This window comes from Agromyces cucurbitae (genome assembly GCF_058349945.1).
The window spans coordinates 51,778-68,411 of the sequence record NZ_JBYRES010000005.1; the positions used below are offsets into that span (position 1 = coordinate 51,778).

The 16,634-nt window shown below is 72.7% G+C and carries 8 protein-coding genes; 2 read left to right on the plus strand and 6 right to left on the minus strand.

Annotated features, from left to right (window positions below):
• Window positions 1-67: 67 nt before the first annotated feature.
• Entirely contained in the window at window positions 68-10,099 is a 10,032-nt protein-coding gene (locus tag AC3RJ6_RS17490; protein WP_491428405.1) for a calcium-binding protein, read from the minus strand.
• A 170-nt stretch (window positions 10,100-10,269) separates the two neighbouring features.
• Here AC3RJ6_RS17490 and AC3RJ6_RS17495 point away from each other — a divergent pair, with 170 nt between their 5' ends.
• The gene (locus tag AC3RJ6_RS17495; protein WP_491428406.1) at window positions 10,270-11,217 is read left to right on the plus strand and encodes a hypothetical protein; all 948 of its coding nucleotides are present in this window, start codon (window positions 10,270-10,272) and stop codon (window positions 11,215-11,217) included.
• A 47-nt stretch (window positions 11,218-11,264) separates the two neighbouring features.
• Here AC3RJ6_RS17495 and AC3RJ6_RS17500 read toward each other — a convergent pair whose 3' ends face one another.
• Window positions 11,265-11,579: an ArsR/SmtB family transcription factor gene (locus tag AC3RJ6_RS17500; protein WP_491428407.1), complete on the minus strand. Its 315-nt coding sequence runs from the start codon at window positions 11,577-11,579 to the stop codon at window positions 11,265-11,267.
• Between the two features lie 56 nt (window positions 11,580-11,635).
• On the opposite strand from AC3RJ6_RS17500, the gene AC3RJ6_RS17505 reads away from it, so the two are divergent.
• Window positions 11,636-12,901: an MFS transporter gene (locus tag AC3RJ6_RS17505; RefSeq protein ID WP_491428408.1), complete on the plus strand. Its 1,266-nt coding sequence runs from the start codon at window positions 11,636-11,638 to the stop codon at window positions 12,899-12,901.
• Here AC3RJ6_RS17505 and AC3RJ6_RS17510 read toward each other — a convergent pair.
• From AC3RJ6_RS17510 to AC3RJ6_RS17525, 4 genes are all read right to left on the minus strand, one after another.
• The gene (locus tag AC3RJ6_RS17510) at window positions 12,808-13,401 is read right to left on the minus strand and encodes a hypothetical protein (RefSeq protein WP_491428409.1); all 594 of its coding nucleotides are present in this window, start codon (window positions 13,399-13,401) and stop codon (window positions 12,808-12,810) included. The two genes, AC3RJ6_RS17505 and AC3RJ6_RS17510, sit on opposite strands and share 94 nt — an antisense overlap.
• Window positions 13,402-13,492: 91 nt before the next feature.
• Window positions 13,493-14,803 (minus strand): hypothetical protein, encoded by a 1,311-nt coding sequence (locus tag AC3RJ6_RS17515; RefSeq protein WP_491428410.1) that lies wholly within the window; start codon window positions 14,801-14,803, stop codon window positions 13,493-13,495.
• Window positions 14,804-14,896: 93 nt separating this feature from the next.
• The gene (locus AC3RJ6_RS17520) at window positions 14,897-15,742 is read right to left on the minus strand and encodes a glycosyltransferase family 2 protein (protein ID WP_491428657.1); all 846 of its coding nucleotides are present in this window, start codon (window positions 15,740-15,742) and stop codon (window positions 14,897-14,899) included.
• Window positions 15,743-15,818: 76 nt separating this feature from the next.
• Complete coding sequence (locus tag AC3RJ6_RS17525; RefSeq protein ID WP_491428411.1) at window positions 15,819-16,631, minus strand: CDP-alcohol phosphatidyltransferase family protein; 813 nt, start codon at window positions 16,629-16,631, stop codon at window positions 15,819-15,821.
• Between the last annotated feature and the right edge of the window lie 3 nt (window positions 16,632-16,634).

The following is a 16,634-nucleotide window of genomic DNA, read 5'->3' on the forward strand; positions in this document are numbered from 1 at the left end:
GGATGCCCCGGGCGTCCCCAGCCCGGGGCATCCATGCCGCTCGTGCCGACCGGCGGCGCACGCGCCGTCAGTCGGTGTCGCAGATGAAGTTCTCGAAGTGCCCGGGCGTCGACGAGAACGCCTTGCCCGAGTTGTTCTTGAGGTCCTTCGTGTAGACGATCGCCGCCTCGCGGGCGGCCGAGCCGCCGGCCGCCTGGACGTCCTGCAGCGTCGGCGCACCGTCGAAGTCGGTCCGGGCGCCGGTGACGTAGGCGAGCTTCTCGAGTCCGAGCAGGTTGTTCGGGTCGAGCTTGCGCACGTCGTTCCAGCCGCCGTAGGCCGCGTTGCACGCGGTGTAGAGGTTGTAGGCGCCGTTCCAGTCGAGCAGCTTGTCGCCGTCGTTCGGGCCGTTCGCCGAGACATCCGCCTGCAGCACGTCGCGGTCCCATCCGCCGTAGAGCCAGTCGGTGCCGTGGTGGTGCTGGCGGGACTCGGAACCCGTGTTCTCGGGAGCCGTGTCGGCGTACGCGGCGACCATCGTCTGCCAGACGGGCGAGTCGATGCCCGGGCGAGGCTGGTAGTCGAGGATGTCGGCACCCGCCTCGCTCGCGCTCGCGCCGTAGCCGCCGAAGAGCACGTCGAGCCACTCGCCGTTCGCGCCGGGCGCATTGCGGCCGGGCAGGGCGGGCGTGCCGACCGTCGGGTCGCCGCGACCGCCCCACATGACGTCGGCGCCGTCGTCGCCGTAGGCGTAGTCGCCGCCGGAGTCGCCGTTCATGAGGTCGGCGCCCTCGCCGCCGTGCATCGAGTCGTGCCCGGGACCGCCGCGCATGCGGTCGGCGCCGCCGGCGTCGTGCCCGTTCTTCTCCAGCACCGACCCGTCGCGGTCGTGCGTGAGCGACGTGCCGCGGTACAGCGGGTGCGCCTCGAAGGGATGCAGCACCGCGTCCTGCGCGCCCGCGTCCGGTCCGCCGAGGTTGATGCCCGGAGGGCCCTGGCTCGTGTGCGTCAGGATGTCGGGATCGTCCGCGTCGCTGCCGTCGACCTCGACGAAGCGCGTCTGCACGCCGCCGCGGTCGCCGACCATCGCGTCCTCGCCGGCGCCGCCCCACATCACGTCGTCGCCGAGCTCGCCGTACTGGTCGTCGGCGCCGTCCTCGCCGAACAGCTTGTCGTCGCCGTCCTGGCCCCACTGGCTGTCGTCGCCGTCGCCCGCGCCCTGCGAGATGAGCGGGTTCGTGCCGTTGCCGCCGAAGATCAGGTCGGCGCCCCAGACGCCCGCCGCCGCCGGCGCCCCGACGTCGTAGCGGGTGACGTCGCGCTCGATGACCGCCGAGCCGTCGTCGGGCGGCTCGTTGCCGGGGTACCGCTCCTCGGAGACGGCGTAGGCGGCGTCGTCGCCCTCACCCTCGACGGTGCGGTCGATCTCGCCGTTGTCGCCGAGCTGGAAGTCGGCCGCACCGTCGCCGAAGAGCCAGTCGCCCGTGTCGCGGTGCGCCGCGAGGTTCGATCCGCCGAACTGGTCGTCCTGTCCGTCGGCCTCGGCCGGTCCGACCAGGAAGGCCCCGGTGCTCGCCGCACCCGGGAGTCCGCCGGGGACCGCCGGGAGCGCGGGCAGCGCTCCCCCGACCTCGGGCGGGAGCTGGATGCTCGCGTAGTCGGTGACCGGCCGGTCGCCCACCACGATGTCGGCGTCGCCGTTGCCGTGCTGGAAGTCGGCGCCGCCGTCGCCGAACAGCGCGTCACCGCCGTCCTGGCCGAACTCGGCGTCGACGCCCGAGCCGCCGTTCAGCGTGTCGCGGCCGAACTCGCTCGCGAGCGGCCCGTCGAGGTCGTGGTAGACGAGTCCGCGCCGCGTCTCGACGCCGAGCTGGCTCGTCACGTAGTGGAACTCATCGGGTGCGGGGTCGTCGAGCGCCGGGCACGAGCTCGGGTCGAACTCGATGCCGGGCACGTCGCGCACGATGCACGCGTTGTCGCCCGCGAGCACGTCGGCGCCGCCGCCGCCCCACAGCACGTCGCCCGAGTCGGGCAGGTCGGGGAAGGACGAGCCGCCGATCACGTCGTCCTCCTGGGCGTTGCCCTCGAGCCAGTCGCCGTCCTGGTTGCCCTCGACGAGGTCGTCCTGGGCGTTGCCCTTGACCCGGTCGTTGCCGCCCTCGCCGAACATGCGGTCGTTGTCGTGGTTGCCCTCCATGTAGTCGCCGCCCGACACGTCGTCGAGGTCGGCGCCGGTCTTCTCGGTGTCGAGGAGCGTCACCTCGCGGAACACGCCGCCCGTCACCGGGTCGGTCCGCCAGGCGTCGGGGTCGTCGGGATCGGCGTGACGGGTGAGCACCGCGTTGTCGCCGGTCATGACGTCGTCGAGGTCGTTGCCCTCCATCTCGACCTCGCCCTCGTCGAGCGCGTGGTTGAACCCGGGGTCGCGCTTGGCGAGCGGGTTCACCGGCGACGATCCGCCGATCAGGTCGTCGGCGCCGTCGGTCGAGTCGTCGGCGGTGTGGTCGCTCTCCTCGTCGAAGCCGAAGATGCGGTCCTGCCCGCCGTTGCCCTCGAGGTGGTCGTCGTGCGCGCCGCCGCGCAGGGTGTCGGTGCCGTGACCGCCGTACCCTCGGTCGTCGCCGCCCGTCGGCCACGGGGCATCCGCCGTGTCGAAGTCGCCCCAGATGAGGTCGTCGCCACCGACCGTGGGCGCCACGAGCTCGATCGCCACGTCGGGCGAACCGTTCGGGGTGCCGGGCTCCCAACCGCCCGCGGGCGGCACGACCTCGCGAGCAGGCGGAGCCATCGTGCCCTGGTCGCCGACCAGGTCGTCGGGGTCCGCGCCGCCGACGAGGTGGTCGCCCGCGAGTTCGCCGAAGAGCTGGTCGTAGTCGTCGGAACCGTACAGCCGGTCGGCGGCGTCCTGGCCGTGCAGCTCGTCGAGGCCGGTGCCGCCGTCGCCGATGTCGTCGCCGTAGGTGCCGACGACGAGCGACGGTGCGAACGTCACGTCGTCGAGCGAGTCGAGCCCGGGATCGAACGCACCGTTGAACCCGCCGTCGAGGTCGATCGTGACGTCGTCTCCGAAGGCGCGGTCGTCGTCGGGTCCGCCGTACATGGTGTCGCCCGCGTCGGCTCCGTCTGCGTCGTTGTGCCCGCCGACGATGAGGTCGACGCCCTCCTGCCCGTGCAGCTGGTCGCTGCCGGCGTTGCCGAAGACGACGTCGCCGCCGGGGCCGCCGTAGCCGAAGTCGTCGTCGCCGTCGCCCCAGACCTCGTCGTCGCCGGTCTCGCCGAAGACGTGGTCGGCACCGCCGTTGCCGTGCACGAGGTCGCGGCCCGCACCGCCGTAGGCCTGGTCGGCGCCGCCCTCGCCGTACACCCGGTCGTCGTCGCCGCCGCCCGAGAGCGACGGGTCGCCCACGCCGACGGTCTCGCTCGGGTGGGCGACCCGTGCGCCCGGAGGACCGTCGATCGTGCCGTCGTCGCCGAGCACGATGTCCATGCCGTCACCGCCGTCGGCCGTGTCGCCGCCCCGCGTGGCATCGGTCGCGCCGTCGCCGTCGCCGACGAGCTCGTCGGCGCCGGCCTCGCCGTTCATCGTGTCGGCGCCGGGCCCGCCCCACAGCCGGTCGGCATCGGGTCCGCCGTTGAGCGCCGGGTCGGCGTCGGACTGCCCGTGCACCTCGTCGGCTCCGGCCTCGCCGTTGATCGTGTCGCCTCCGCGTCCGCCGTAGAGCAGGTCGGCGCCGTTCGAACCCCACAACGTGTCGGCGCCGTCGCCGCCCTGGATCTGGTCGGCCGAGTCGTCGGTGCCGCTCGCGACGAGCCGGAACCCGCCGAACAGCTCGTCGGGGGCGCCGCCGCCGAAGATCACGTCGGCACCCGCCTCGCCCTCGATGCGGTCGACGCCGTCGGTGCCCGGGGCCGCAGCGCCTTCCGCGTCGACGGTGTCGTCCTCGGGTGTCGCGTCGGGGGTGTCGTCGCCGAAGAGGCGATCGCCGCCGCTGCCGCCGAGCAGCGTGTCGGCGTCGGCGCCGCCGATGATGAGGTCTCCGGCGTCGATCTTGTTGGGCTTGTCCTCGGGCGGCGTCTGGCCCGGCGGCACCGACAGCTTGTCCTTGCCGCCGCGGAGCGTGTCGTTGCCGCCGTCGCCGCGCAGGACGTCTGCGGCGAGCCCGCCGTCGATGTTGTCGTTGTCGCCGCCGCCGCGCAGGGTGTCGACGCCCTCGCCGCCGGTGATCGTGTCCCGGCCGCTGCCCGACCCGTCGGGGTTGTCGCCCGATGCGGTGTTGGTGCCGTCGCCCAGGTTGATCGTGTCGGCCCCGTCGCCGCCGTTGACCGCGTCGTCGCCCGCACCGGTGATGATGCGGTCGTCTCCGCCGCCGAGCGTCTGCGCGTCGACGGGCGCGCTGAACGGCCACTCGCCGGTCGCGGGCGGATCGTTCGTCTCGGGGTTCAGGTCACCGGGCTTCGCCCCGGCGCCCGACCCGTTGAAGAGGAACGAGTCGTTGCCGCCCAGGGCGTCGACGATTCGCACGCCGATGCCCTTCTCGGTCTCGGTGTAGCCGAACGCGCTGATGCTGAACTCGTACTCGCCGCCCTGCGGTTCGGCGCTCAGCTGGTGCACCGTGAACGACTCGCTCTCGACCTCCTGGAAGGCCCCGCGCGTGTCGGCGCGGCTGCCGACGTTGAGCACGACCCAGCCGCCCTCGGCGCTCGCGAGGTTCGGCGTCTGGTCGTCGCACGACGACGAGAACTCGAACAGCGTCACCTCGGCGAGCCGCCAGCTGTCGGAGTAGCAGAACGGGCACGGCCCGAACTCGGCGTACACCTCGAGGAACGCGACGAGCTTGCCCTCGATGTCGAAGAGGCAGATCGGCGTCTTGAACTTCGCGACGATCTCGTCGATGTGCATGCGGCCGTCGGCCTCGGGGGTGTCGTTGAGGTTGAGCCCGAAGGTCGCCGTGATGCCGCCCTTCACGCCCGCCTCGGCGATGAAGATGTCGAGCTTCGCGCCGGCGGTGATCGTGCCCGAGATCTCGAACTCGGGGATGTCCTTGCCCTCGGCGTCGAGGTCGGTCAGGTAGAGGCTCTGCAGGAACGCGCTGCCGGCCTTGGCGGCCGCGTCGAGCGGGCTGTCGACCTCGCCGCCGATGATCGACTCGGCGAGCATCCGCACGCCGCGCGTCGAGACGCCGCCGCCGACCTGTGCCTTGGCGTCGAGCGCGCCGCCGATCGTGATGTACAGCACGCCGAAGAACGGCCCGAAGCTCTGCGTGTACTCCATGTGCACGGCGAGCGGGTCGGGACGCCATTCGACGACCGAGCAGTCCTTGCCGAGCAGCAGGCCGACGAGGCACGTCGGGTCGTCGAACATCGGGAAGGAGAAGTCCGACTCCGTGCTCGGCGCGCCCTTCTGCCGCAGCTTGTCGAAGTCGTCGGAGGAGCCGCCGAGCGCGGTGCCGACCTGCGCTTCGGGGTTGCCCGTCATCGCGGCGGACCCCTGCACGGCCTTCAGCTTCTGATCCTGCGTGAGCGGGGCGCCGCGGGCGGTCTCGGGCGAGAGCTCCAGCTCGTCGACGAGGATGAACGGCGACCCGTCGGCGAGGCCCTCGATCATCTCGAGGAAGTCGAACAGCTGGTCGATGTCCTCGAGGAGCGACACGTCGACGACGCCGAGCGCCTTCGCGAGCGTGACCATCGTCACGGGGTCGCCGCCGAAGTACTCCGACAGGTCGCTGATCACCGGGATCGGTGAGAACAGGAACTCGCGCACGGGCTTCGTCGGCGCGAGGATCGGGTCGAGCGTGCGCAGCACCTCGCCGAACAACTTGGTGAACATCTCGCCCGGAGCGACGCCGATGTTGCGCAGTTCGAGCTCGAGGTCGCCCGCACCGCTGCCGTCGAACTCCCACGTGAGCCCGAACTCCGCGGTGAACGTCGGCAGGGTCGTGTTGACGTTGCCGCCGTCGGCGATGCCCGTGTCGATGTCGAGGTCGAGGTGGATGCCGCCCTCGATGCGCGGCTCGGTGAGCAGGTCGCCGACGTCGCCCGAGAGGAAGGAGCCGATCGGGATGACGCTCGTGCAGTGCGCGCCCGTGACGCCGTCGCCGTACGTCGCCGGGTCGAGGTTCTCGCATCCCGGTGCGTCGAGCCCGAGCTGGGCGCTCAGCCGTGCCCCGCTCGGCGCATTCGGATCGGTGCTGCGGTCCTCGGCCTTCATGCCGATGAACCCGATGCGGCCGGCGATCGGCACCCCGGCGGCGAGGTTCGCCCCCACGTTCACGCGGATCTCCTCGAGGCCGCCCGCCCCCTCGGGATCGGCGGCGCCGGTGCCCGGAACCGGGTTGTCGAGCAGGTAGAAGCCGTCGTCCCGCGAGACGCCGAAGCCGAGCTCGACGGTCCACCCGGCGCTCGCGGTCACGGTGCCGGTGAGCGAGAGCGGCAGGCCCGGCAGCCCGAGGTCGAGCGGGATGTCGGTGACGCCCGGGCACGCGGCGGCGTCGCCGACGGGGCATCCGCCCGACAGGTCGCGGGCGCCCTGGCCGAGCTCGAGCTCGAACCTGAGGTCGACGAGGGAGGTCAGCGACTCGGTGCCGTCGCAGAGCGCCTCGGTTCCGCCGTCGTCGCAGATCGCGACGACGCGGAGGTCGGTGGCGCTCGGCACCGTGTCGGCGTCGCCCGGGAACGTCCCGACCGCCTGGTAGTCGCTGTCGCGGAGCACGCCGGCGGCGATGAGCTTCTGCGCGAGCACGTCGCGGATGCCGCCCGCGCCGTACACCGCGGCGTTCACGTCGGAATCGGGCAGACCGGGGATCTGCGGGTCGTCGAGGAACGCCTTGACGTCGCCGAGGCCGTCGGCGAGCTCGGTCAGGTCGTCGCCGACGACCGGGAGGTCGCCGCCCGCCTTGCTCGCCTCGATCGCGATGCCGAGCATCTTGCTGATCGACTTCAGGCCGTCGCCGAAGCTGTCGAAGCTGAAGCTCGCCGCGTCGAGCACGTTCGCGAGCGCCGCCGGGGCGCTCACGTCGGGCGCGGCCGAGAGGTCGTCGTACGAGATCGTGAGGTAGTCGTCGGCGGTCGGCGCGGTCGCGGGCGCCCCGCTCGGCAGTGCCGGTCCCGATCCGAGGTCGACGAGCACCGGCAGCGCGGCGCACGCGAACGTGCCCTCGACGGGCGCCTGGCCCGGTGCCGCGCACGAGTACTTGCCGCCGTCGGCGGGCGAGGTCGCGTCGGCCGTGAAGTCGCCGTCGAAGAAGTCGGCCAGCTCGAGCGGCGTCTCGGCCGGGTCGCCCGGCTGGGGCGCTCCCGTGCGCTCGAGCGCGAACCGCACGCCGACCGCGATGCGACCGGTCTTGTTCGTCGCGTCGCCGAGCTGCGCCGAGAACGGGCCGAGGTGCACGCCGAGCTGCACCGACCCCGGCGGCTGCTCGGTGACCTCGGCGGTCACGCTCACGCGGCTCGAGTCGAGCAGGCGCGGCGCCGACGCCGCGTCGTCGGCGTCGAGGCCCACGACGAGGCCGAGGTCCAGCTGGGCGGTGAGGGCGGCATGCAGCAGCCCTTCGCCCTCCGTGCCGGCGATCGCGGGCAGCTCGGCATTCACGAACGACATCGGCACGTCGGCCTGCGCGGCACGGGTGCCGTCGAATGCGGCGACGAGCGCGGGCTCGACGGCGCCGCCGTCGTCGAGGTCGCGCAGGCGGAACGTCACGCCGAGCTCGAGCGCCGTCTCGAGACCGCTCTCGAGCTTGCCGAGGTCGGTCGGCAGCAGGCCGCCGCGGAACTCGTTGTAGCGATCGCGCAGGCCCGTCACCTCCCGCAGGATGCTGCCGACGCCGCGGTTGAGGAACGGCACCGCCTCGCCGCCGACGAGGCTGTCGACGTCGTCGAGCCGGTCGACGACTGCACCGATGCCGTCGAGCGCGCGGCCGAGCAGCCGATCGGGTTCGGAGGTGTCGATATCGAGCGCCCGCAGGAGCGTCATCTCGTCGTTGCCGAACGCCACCGCATAGGTCTCGTGGTCGAATCCGGTGCCGTCGACCGTGAAGGTTCCGGGCGCCTCGGTGAGATGCTGGGCGGGGTCGGCGCCGTGCCCGTCGACCGTGTAGTCGGCGTCGACGACGGCGTGCCGCTGGGCATCGCCGACCGGATACGTCGGCGGCTGGCCGTCGCGCTCGTAGAGCCCGGCCAGCATGTCGACGAGTCGCGGGGTGGCCGTCTTGCCGGCAGCGGGCGTCACGTCGGCCTCGGTCGTCGACTCGGTGCCGTCCTGCCCGAGCTTCCAGGTGCCGCCGATGGTGGCCGGGACGAAGCCGAGCTGCCCCTCCGCGTGCACGTCGGCCGCCGCCTCCTGCGTGATGCTGACCTCGGTGCCGTCGACGAGTTCGGTGCCGAACCGCTCGTACACCATCGGCGACTCGAACTCGACGACCGCCGTGTCGGCGTCGTCGGCGGCCGGTGCGGCCTCGGCGAGGTCGATCAGGATGGGCAGGTCGATGTCGACGGCGACGTCGGTCTCGACGGTCACGGGCGTGCCGGAGGCGGCGACCCCGCGCAGCCCCGTGTCGTCGAGCAGCTGGTCGCCGAAGGCCGCCTGCCCCGGGGGCGGCGTGTCGTCGTCGGGCTGGTCCTCGAGCACGGGCGGAACGTCGGGCTCACCGTCGAGCCCCGTGTGGATGGTGAAGTCGAGCCGGACCTCGGCCGCATCCCGGTCGTAGACGGGCGTGATGGTGCCGGGTGCGCCGGGGATGTCGCTCTCGATGCGATCGGCGAGGTCGCCGACCGTCGAGATGCCGACGTCGATCACCGGCTGCGGGTCGGCCGGGTCGGGATCGGGGTCGGGCTGGACGTCGATGAGGTCCTCGGCGAGCTTCGAGAACTCGGCGCCGAGGTCGTAGAGCTCGCTCAGCATGCCGCTGGCCAGCGGCAGCGAGGCATCCACGTTCGGATGCCGCTGCAGCGCCCGCAGCAGGGTGCCGTACTGGATGACACCCGACACGAGGTCGACCGGCCCGAGCCGCGTGAACGCCTCGAACGCGTCGAGGTCGGCGTCGGTCGCGACGAGGTCGGCGAGCGGTTCGGGTACGAGCGCGAGGTCGGCGTCCAGGCTCAGCGACGGTGCCGGGCTCGACGAGAGGCCGAGCAGGTCGGACCCGAAGCGGACGTCGGCGGTCGCCGTGCCGGCGAGCTCGAAGGTCGTGAGCTGGTCGGCGGGCACGGTGAGCTCGCCGGGCGTCTGCTCGCCGCCCTCGAATGCCGGCGGCTCGAACATCGCGAGGCGGCCGTCGCCGTTGACGTCGTCGATCGTGCCCGACCACTCGGCGTCGACGTCGACCGTGCTGCCGTCGAGGATCTCGACGTCGCCGACGCCGATCGCCGCAGCTCCACCGGGGAATGCGAACGCGGCGTCGCCCGCGAGCGCTGCGGTGAAGGTGACCTCGGGCTCACCCCCGGTCGTGTCGAGCCAGAAGCGCACGCCCTGCGGATCGGTGCGCACCCTGCCGGTGAACTCGAAGGCGAGGTCGTACGGGGCGGGATCGGCCTCCGCGGTGACGAGCCGCAGCGGCTCCCCGCCCGGGCCGTCGGGGTCGACGATCGCGAGGGGCGAGTCGACCGTCCGCGAGGCGCGGATCGCGAGGTCGAACCCGCGCGTGTCGCCGGAATCGACGAGGTTCGACGTGGTCAGGTCGAGCTGTGTGCCCGCGATCTCGGCATCGAGCCCGTCGACGCCCGCCATGAAGTCGGCGGTCGTCGCCTGCTGCTCGAGGCCCAGCAGCGCGGTCTTCACGCCCGCCTCGAACGTGCTCGCGAGGTGCATCGCGGAGCCGGGGTGGACGACGGCGACCCCCGGCGCGGTGTCGGCGAGCGGCAGCGCCGCAGCGAGCGGGCCGACGCTCTCGTAGTCGCCGAGGGCGACCTCGGCGAAGGCGGCGATGCCGGCCCTCAGCTGGGCGACGTCCGCCGAGTCGGTGACGGGGTCGGCGTACGCGACCTGCGCACCGGTCAGCGCGAGGGCCCAGGCGCCGACGACGGCGACGGCGCGGAACGCCCATCGTCGCCCGTCGGGCGGACGGCGCCGTCGGCCAGCCCCTCCGGTCTGCGAGTTCGAACGGTTCGGGTCGTTCAGTGCGCGCATGACGTCCCCCCAAGTCGATGCCAGCGCGGCGCACATCCCCCAGCGTGTGTGCACCCGCCGCCCGTTCTACTCCTCCGCCGTTCCGACTGACAAGAGAAACCCTCACTTTGGGGGGCAAAACTCGTCCGAAACGGGGGACGTCTCCAGCATGGCGATCTATGATCGACCGCATGGCCGAGCCGGTGCACACGATCACGACGATGGGGTCGGATGCCCCGCGCGAGGGCACCGCGCAACCGAACGCCGACCAGGGCCGCGCCCACGGCGTCGAGCACGCGATCGACCGCGCGCTCGCGATCCAGCGGCCCGTCGTCGTCGCCCACCTGCGCAGCATCCGCCGGCGGGCACCGGGCGCGACGCCCGACCAGCTCGTGCGCATCCTCGAACGCCGTTATCTCACGGCGGTGACGACGGGCGGCGCCGCCGTCGGGGCGACCGCGGTGATCCCCGGCATCAGCACCGGCATCACGCTGGCGCTCTCCGGCGTCGAGACCGCCGGGTTCCTCGAGGCGACGGCGCTGTTCGCGCAGTCGGTCACCGAGGTGCACGGCATCCCGCTCGAGAGCCCCGAGCGTGCGCGCGCGCTCGTCATGACGCTCATGCTCGGCAACGAGGGCAGCGACCTCGTGCGGCAGTTCGCCGGCCAGGCGACGGGGTCGGGCATCGCGCGGAGCGCCTACTGGGGCGAGCTCATCACGAACAGCCTGCCGAAGGCGATGGTCGGCACGGTCGCCGACCAGCTGCGCCGCACCTTCGTGAAGCAGTTCGCCGTGCGCGGCGGCGCGGGCATCATCGGCAAGGCGATCCCCTTCGGCATCGGCGCCGCGATCGGCGGGGTCGGCAACCACGTGCTCGGCCGCCGGGTGCTCGCCCAGTCGCGGCTCGCGTTCGGGCAGGCGCCCGCGGTGCTGCCCGCGGAGCTCGAGCCGGTCGGCGACGAGACGGTGCTCACCTCGACCGGCAAGCGGGTCGCGCGTGCGGCCGGCACCCTCGGACGGGCGGCGAAGCGGCCGTTCGAGCGATTGGGTTCACTGCGGGCGACCCCGGGGGCGGGCGATGACGCTGCGGGCTCCGGCGACGCCGAGCCCCAGCTCCGCGACGGTCGCGACAGCGGCTGACCCGTCGCAACGACGTCGAGCCGGGCACGCCCGGCGCCCGAGCCCCGCTACCCGCCGAGCAGCGCCTCGATCAGGCCCGGAAAACGGCGATCGAGCTCAGACCGCCGAAGCTGGATCTCGTGCGTTCGCCCGCTCACGATCGTGCGGGTGAGCCCCGCCTCTCGGAGGGTGCGGAAGTGGTGCGACAGCGTCGACTTCTGAATGTCGAGGCCCCACACGTCGGGGGTCTTCGCGTGCGGCTCGCCGTCGGCGAGCACACGCACGATGGCCAGTCGAGCCGGGTCGGCGACGGCGCGCAGCACGTCGACCAGTTCGACGCCGTCGAGGTCCGGCACGGGGTACGGGTCCGCCTCCGATGGCATGACGATCCTCCAGAATCTGTTTGACAGTCATCGAACAAACGCCTACCGTGAACCGTATGACGACGATCAAACAATCATACGGCGCAACCCTGCCTCGACTCATCGTCCTGGCGGGTGCCCTGTTCATGGTCGGCACCAATGCGTTCGTCATCGCGGGCCTGCTCCCCCGCATAGCGGCCGCGTTCGACGCGACCTCGGCCGAGGTCAGCTACACGATCACGGCGTACTCGCTGGTCGTCGCCGTCGCCGCGCCGGTGATCGCGATCCTCCTGCCACGGGTGCCGCAACGCGTGCTGATGGCGAGCGGGGCGGTCCTGTTCGCTGCGGGCGCGGCGACCACCGCGGCCGCCGAGACGCTCGGGTGGTTCGCCGCCGGGCGCGTGATCGCCGCGCTCGGCGGCGCCGCCCTCGTTCCCGTCGCGACGGCGGTCGGCGCGCAACTCGGGCCCGCAGCGCACCGAGGTCGGTCGCTCGCGATCGTCGGCGCCGGGTTCACCCTCGCCACCGCCGTCGGCGCACCGCTCGGCACGCTCGTCGGAACGTCTGCGGGCTGGCGTGCACCGTTGTGGATCCTCGCCGTCGCGGGCCTCGCGGTCGCGCTTCCGCTGCTGGCCATGTTCCGCCTGCCCGCACGCACCGGCGTCGCGACCGTGGGGGCGCGCCTCGCACCGCTCGCCGACCGTCGTATCGTCATCACGCTCGTCGCGGTCACGATGACGGTCGCCGCGTTCAACGTCGTCTACATCTTCAGCGCTGCCGTCACGTCGGCGGCGACCGGCGGGTCCGGCGGCCTGCTCGCGACGCTGCTGCTCGTGTACGGTGCAGCGGGCGTCGTCGGTAACGCCGTGGCCGGCACGCTCACCGATCGCCTCGGCAGCCGAACGGCGGCAATCTGCGCGCTGGCCGTCCAACTGGTCTGCCTCCTGGCGATCTCACCGCTCGAAGGGTCCTACCCGGCCCTCGTCGCGGTCTTCGCCGTGTGGGGCGCCGCGGCGTTCGCGATCACGATTCCGATGCAGCACCGCCTCGTCTCGCTCGCACCCGGATCGGCCGCGTTCACGATGTCGTGGTTCTCCACCGCGATGTACCTCGGCATCGCGATCGCACCCCCGCTCGGCAACGCCGCCGACGCCGTCGGCGGCATCGCCATGATCCCGATCGCCGGCGCCGTCGCGACCGGCGCGTCGATCCTGCTCTTCCTCGTGGGCAACCAGCGCGGCAGCGGCGGCTACCCCAGCTCCACCCCGAGCAGGCCGGCCAGCTCGCGCGTCTCGACGTCGAGCACGTCCTCGGGCTTGCCCGCGTCGCGCCGCACGCGGTAGCGACCGGCCAGGGCGGTGATGCGGTCGTCGACGTCGTGCTCGGGGTCGCGCTCGACGCGGTGCAGCGTGATGACGAACCAGCGTTCGGCGAGCTCGAACTCGTCGTTCATCTCGAACACCTCGGCGACCGACAGCAGGTGCCACCAGTTGTCGACCCGCTCGGCGCGCAGGCGGTCGGTCTCGGCGAGCGCCTCATCGCGCCGGCCGAGGTCGAGCAGCAGGGCGACGAGCGTTCCCCCGGCTTCACCCGGCTCGACGTCGGATGCCGCGACCGCCCGCTGCGCGACCGCCAGCGCCCGATCGAGCTCACCCGCGGCCTCGAGGTGCTCGGCCGCGATGAACAGCAGCTGCGCCCGGCGCACGCCGTCGGCGAGTGCGAATCCGTCGCCCTCGCTCGCCCACCGCTCGAGCTCCTCCGCCTGCGCGAGGTGGTGCCCCGGCCCGTCGGAGACCCGGAGTTCGAGCTGGTCGAGGTCGGCTTCGGTGATGAGCTGCGGCATGCCGTCAGTGTAAGTCGTCGGATGCGCCGAGGGCGGGGTTTCGAGACGCGTGCTCCGCCGTCGCGCGCTCCTCGACCAGCGGAGATCCGCGTCAGCCGAGGTCGGACTCGTCGCCCGCGCCGGCCTCGGCCCGCTCGCCCTCGACGTCGTGGTCGTCGAGCTCGCCGTCTGCGGCGTGCAGGGCGGCGAAGCGCTCCCACTCGGCCATGAGGTGGTCGATCGCCGCGTGGAACCGGGCCGTCGTCACCCCGGGCGTCGTGTCGCCGAAGTAGCGTTCGACCCAGTACTTCAGTCGCTCGAGCGCCGACGCGTCGTGCGCGACCTCGTCGACGCGGGCGACGAGCGCCGGGGCATCCGCCGCGTCGAGCCACTCGCACGCCTGCAGGTAGCCGCTCGTGTCGACCTGCGCGGCCGGGTTCACCGGGCGGGTGATGAGCAGCGGCTTGCCGGCGGCGAGGCGGTCGTAGACCATCGCCGAGATGTCGACGATCGCGACGTCGGCCGCCGCGAGCTGCCAGCCGAGCCTGGGCCCGTCGTCGTAGACGTGCTGGGCCGTCGGGTCGGCGGCGTTGGCCTGCTCGAGCGCGGCGATGATGCGCTTGTTCGCGGCGGCGTACGCCTCGTCGAGCACGCCCGAACGAGGGTGCGGCCGGTAGATGACCCGATGCCGACCCGTCGCGAGCAGCCCCTCGACGAGGGCGACGCCGTGCGACGCGATCGACCCGTAGGCCGCGGCCGCGCGGTCGCCCTCCCACGTGGGTGCGTAGAGCACGACCTCGCGCTCGTCGGGCGTGTACGGCAGCGGCGAGCCGTCGAGGTAGTGGTCGGCCTGCGGGCGCCCGATGGGGATCGCCCGCTTGTCGAAGTCGTAGTCCCACAGCACCTTGTCGAGCCGCGCCCTCGCCGCGTCGCCCGCGATCAGCGCGTAGTCGTACGCCTTGAACTGGTTCGTGGTCATGTACATCTTGTCGGACTCGCCGTGGTTGATGAACACGTGCCAGCGGCGCCCGTAGCGCATCATCTGGAAGTTCTTCGCGTTCTGGTTCACGTAGAGGATGACGTGCAGGTCTTGTTCATGGATGACCCGCTCGAGGTCGGCCACCCGGCGCACGTAGGCGACCGGCAGCGGCGACTCGTCGAGGAGCTTCAGCGCCGCGCCCGACGCCCGGCTCAGGATGAGCACGGGGTGCGTCTCGGCGAGCTCGGCGAGCGGTGCGTACCACTGGCGCAGCTGGTAGAGGTTGACCTTGCCGTCGGCGAAGTACACGCCGATGCGGTAGCGGTGCGGCTCGAGCGCCGGCCGGCCGGCGAGCTTCGACGTGAGCGCGCGCTGCGCCCGGCGCGACCACATGATGTCCTTGGCGAGCTTCACCGCGCGACGCGCATCTTTCCTCAATCCCACCGTCCAAGGGTAGCGAGCCGCGGCGGTGCGGATGCCTCGTGGCCGCCGTGCGACGCCGACCGAGAGCCGATCGTTACGGCGGGGTGACGGGCGTCAGACGACCGGCGGACGCCCCGCCCGCGTCATCCGCCAGACGGTGCGCCAGCTGATCGGGCGGCGTTCGCCGGGAGATTCGCGCCAGCCCGCGCGCCAGCCGCCGAACCAGGCCCTGAGCGCGGCAGGCTGCCGTGCCCAGCGCAGCACCTGGATCGCGGTCCACGAGCCCACGTAGAACGGCACGAGCACGGCGGGCAGGTTGCGCCGGGCGAGCCAGACCCGATTGCGTGCGTTGAGCCGGTAGTAGTACGCGTGCCGCGCCGGGTCGATGACGGGGTGCGCCGCTTCGAGGTCGCCCGCGTACCAGGCGATGCGTCCCGCATCCCACACGCGCCACGCGAGTTCGATGCCCTCGTGCGCGTAGAAGAACGGGTCGGCCCACCCGCCGGTCGCGTCGAGCACGGTGCGCGGCATGAGCACCGCGCCCTCCCAGCAGGAGAAGACCGGGCTCGAGTGCGCCGGGTCGCCCTTCCGGATGCGCGGGATCCAGCGCCGAGGCGAGGTGAGGCCCGTCGGGTCGACGACGCGCGGCTGGATGAGGCCGATCTCGGGTCGGGCGGCGAGCATCTCGCAGCCGGCCGCGAGGAAGGCGGCGCTCGGCAGGAACGCGTCGTCGTCGAGGAAGAACAGCACGTCGCCCGAGACGTCGGGCACGCCCGCGTTGCGGCCGGCGGGGATGCCGAGGTTCTCGGGCAGGTGGCGGGTCTTCACGCCGGCCGGGAGCGCCGGCTCGGCGGTCGCCGGATCCCAGCCGTTGCCGACGACGACGACGTCGACCGCGACACCCCGCTGGTCGAGCACGCTTCGGATGCCGAGGGCGAGGTCGTCGGGCCGCTTGCCCATCGTGAGCACGACGACGCCGACGCGCGGCACCGGCGCCGCGCCGGCGGCTGCGGTCGCGTCGAGTCGGGCGGAGCCGTCAGGACCGGACACGACGGCTCGCCATGATCGCGACGAAGTGGCCGATCACCGCGAGCACCGACAACGGCAGCAGCACCGCGACGACGACCCGGTCGGTGATCGGCTGCCCGGCGAAGAGCCCGATGACCGCGGCGGCGAACGCGATGAGGGTCAGCTCGACCGAGTGGTAGAGCCGGTGGAACGGCACGAAGCGGGCGGCCTTGCGCAGCTTCGCGACGAGGCCGCCGCGGGGCGCCGTCTCGCCGTGGGTGTCGGCGAGCTTCGGCAGGCCCGCGTTCGCACGGGCGACGTGCACCATGTCGTTGAGCGCCTTGTTGAGCACGATCACGAGGGCGAGCATCGTGCCGATCGTCGTCCAGAGGAAGTCCTCGGGGAACTCGAGCGGGTAGGCCGCCGCGCGGATGCCGAGCGCGATCGGGATGAGCGCCTCGGTCGTGTAGTGCCCGACCTTGTCGAGGAAGACGCCCGCGGGCGACGAGGTGCGGCGCCAGCGCGCCACCTCGCCGTCGCAGCAGTCGACGAGCATCTGCAGCTGCCCGAGCACGACGGCGAGCAGGGCTCCCCAGACGCCGGGGATGAGCAGCGCGGCAGCCGTCGACCAGCCCACGAGGATCATGAGCCCGGTCACGCCGTTCGCCGAGATCTTCGTCTTGAGCAGCGCCCAGGTCAGGTAGATCGAGAACCGCCGCAGGTACAGTGATGCCGTCCAGTGCTCGGCGTTGCGGCGGCCGCGCACCTCGGGCGGCTGCGCGACGGCGCGCAGCTCGGCGATGTTCGCCGGCCTGGCCGTCACCGGTCGGGCGTCAGACATCGG

Coding starts and splice junctions, on each gene's coding strand:
- AC3RJ6_RS17510 (WP_491428409.1), bottom strand. CDS start 13,401: ATGCCGCAGCTCATCACCGAAGCCGACCTCGACCAGCTCGAACTCCGG.
- AC3RJ6_RS17490 (WP_491428405.1), bottom strand. CDS start 10,099: ATGCGCGCACTGAACGACCCGAACCGTTCGAACTCGCAGACCGGAGGG.
- AC3RJ6_RS17525 (WP_491428411.1), bottom strand. CDS start 16,631: ATGTCTGACGCCCGACCGGTGACGGCCAGGCCGGCGAACATCGCCGAG.
- AC3RJ6_RS17495 (WP_491428406.1), top strand. CDS start 10,270: ATGGCCGAGCCGGTGCACACGATCACGACGATGGGGTCGGATGCCCCG.
- AC3RJ6_RS17505 (WP_491428408.1), top strand. CDS start 11,636: ATGACGACGATCAAACAATCATACGGCGCAACCCTGCCTCGACTCATC.
- AC3RJ6_RS17500 (WP_491428407.1), bottom strand. CDS start 11,579: ATGCCATCGGAGGCGGACCCGTACCCCGTGCCGGACCTCGACGGCGTC.
- AC3RJ6_RS17520 (WP_491428657.1), bottom strand. CDS start 15,742: ATGGGCAAGCGGCCCGACGACCTCGCCCTCGGCATCCGAAGCGTGCTC.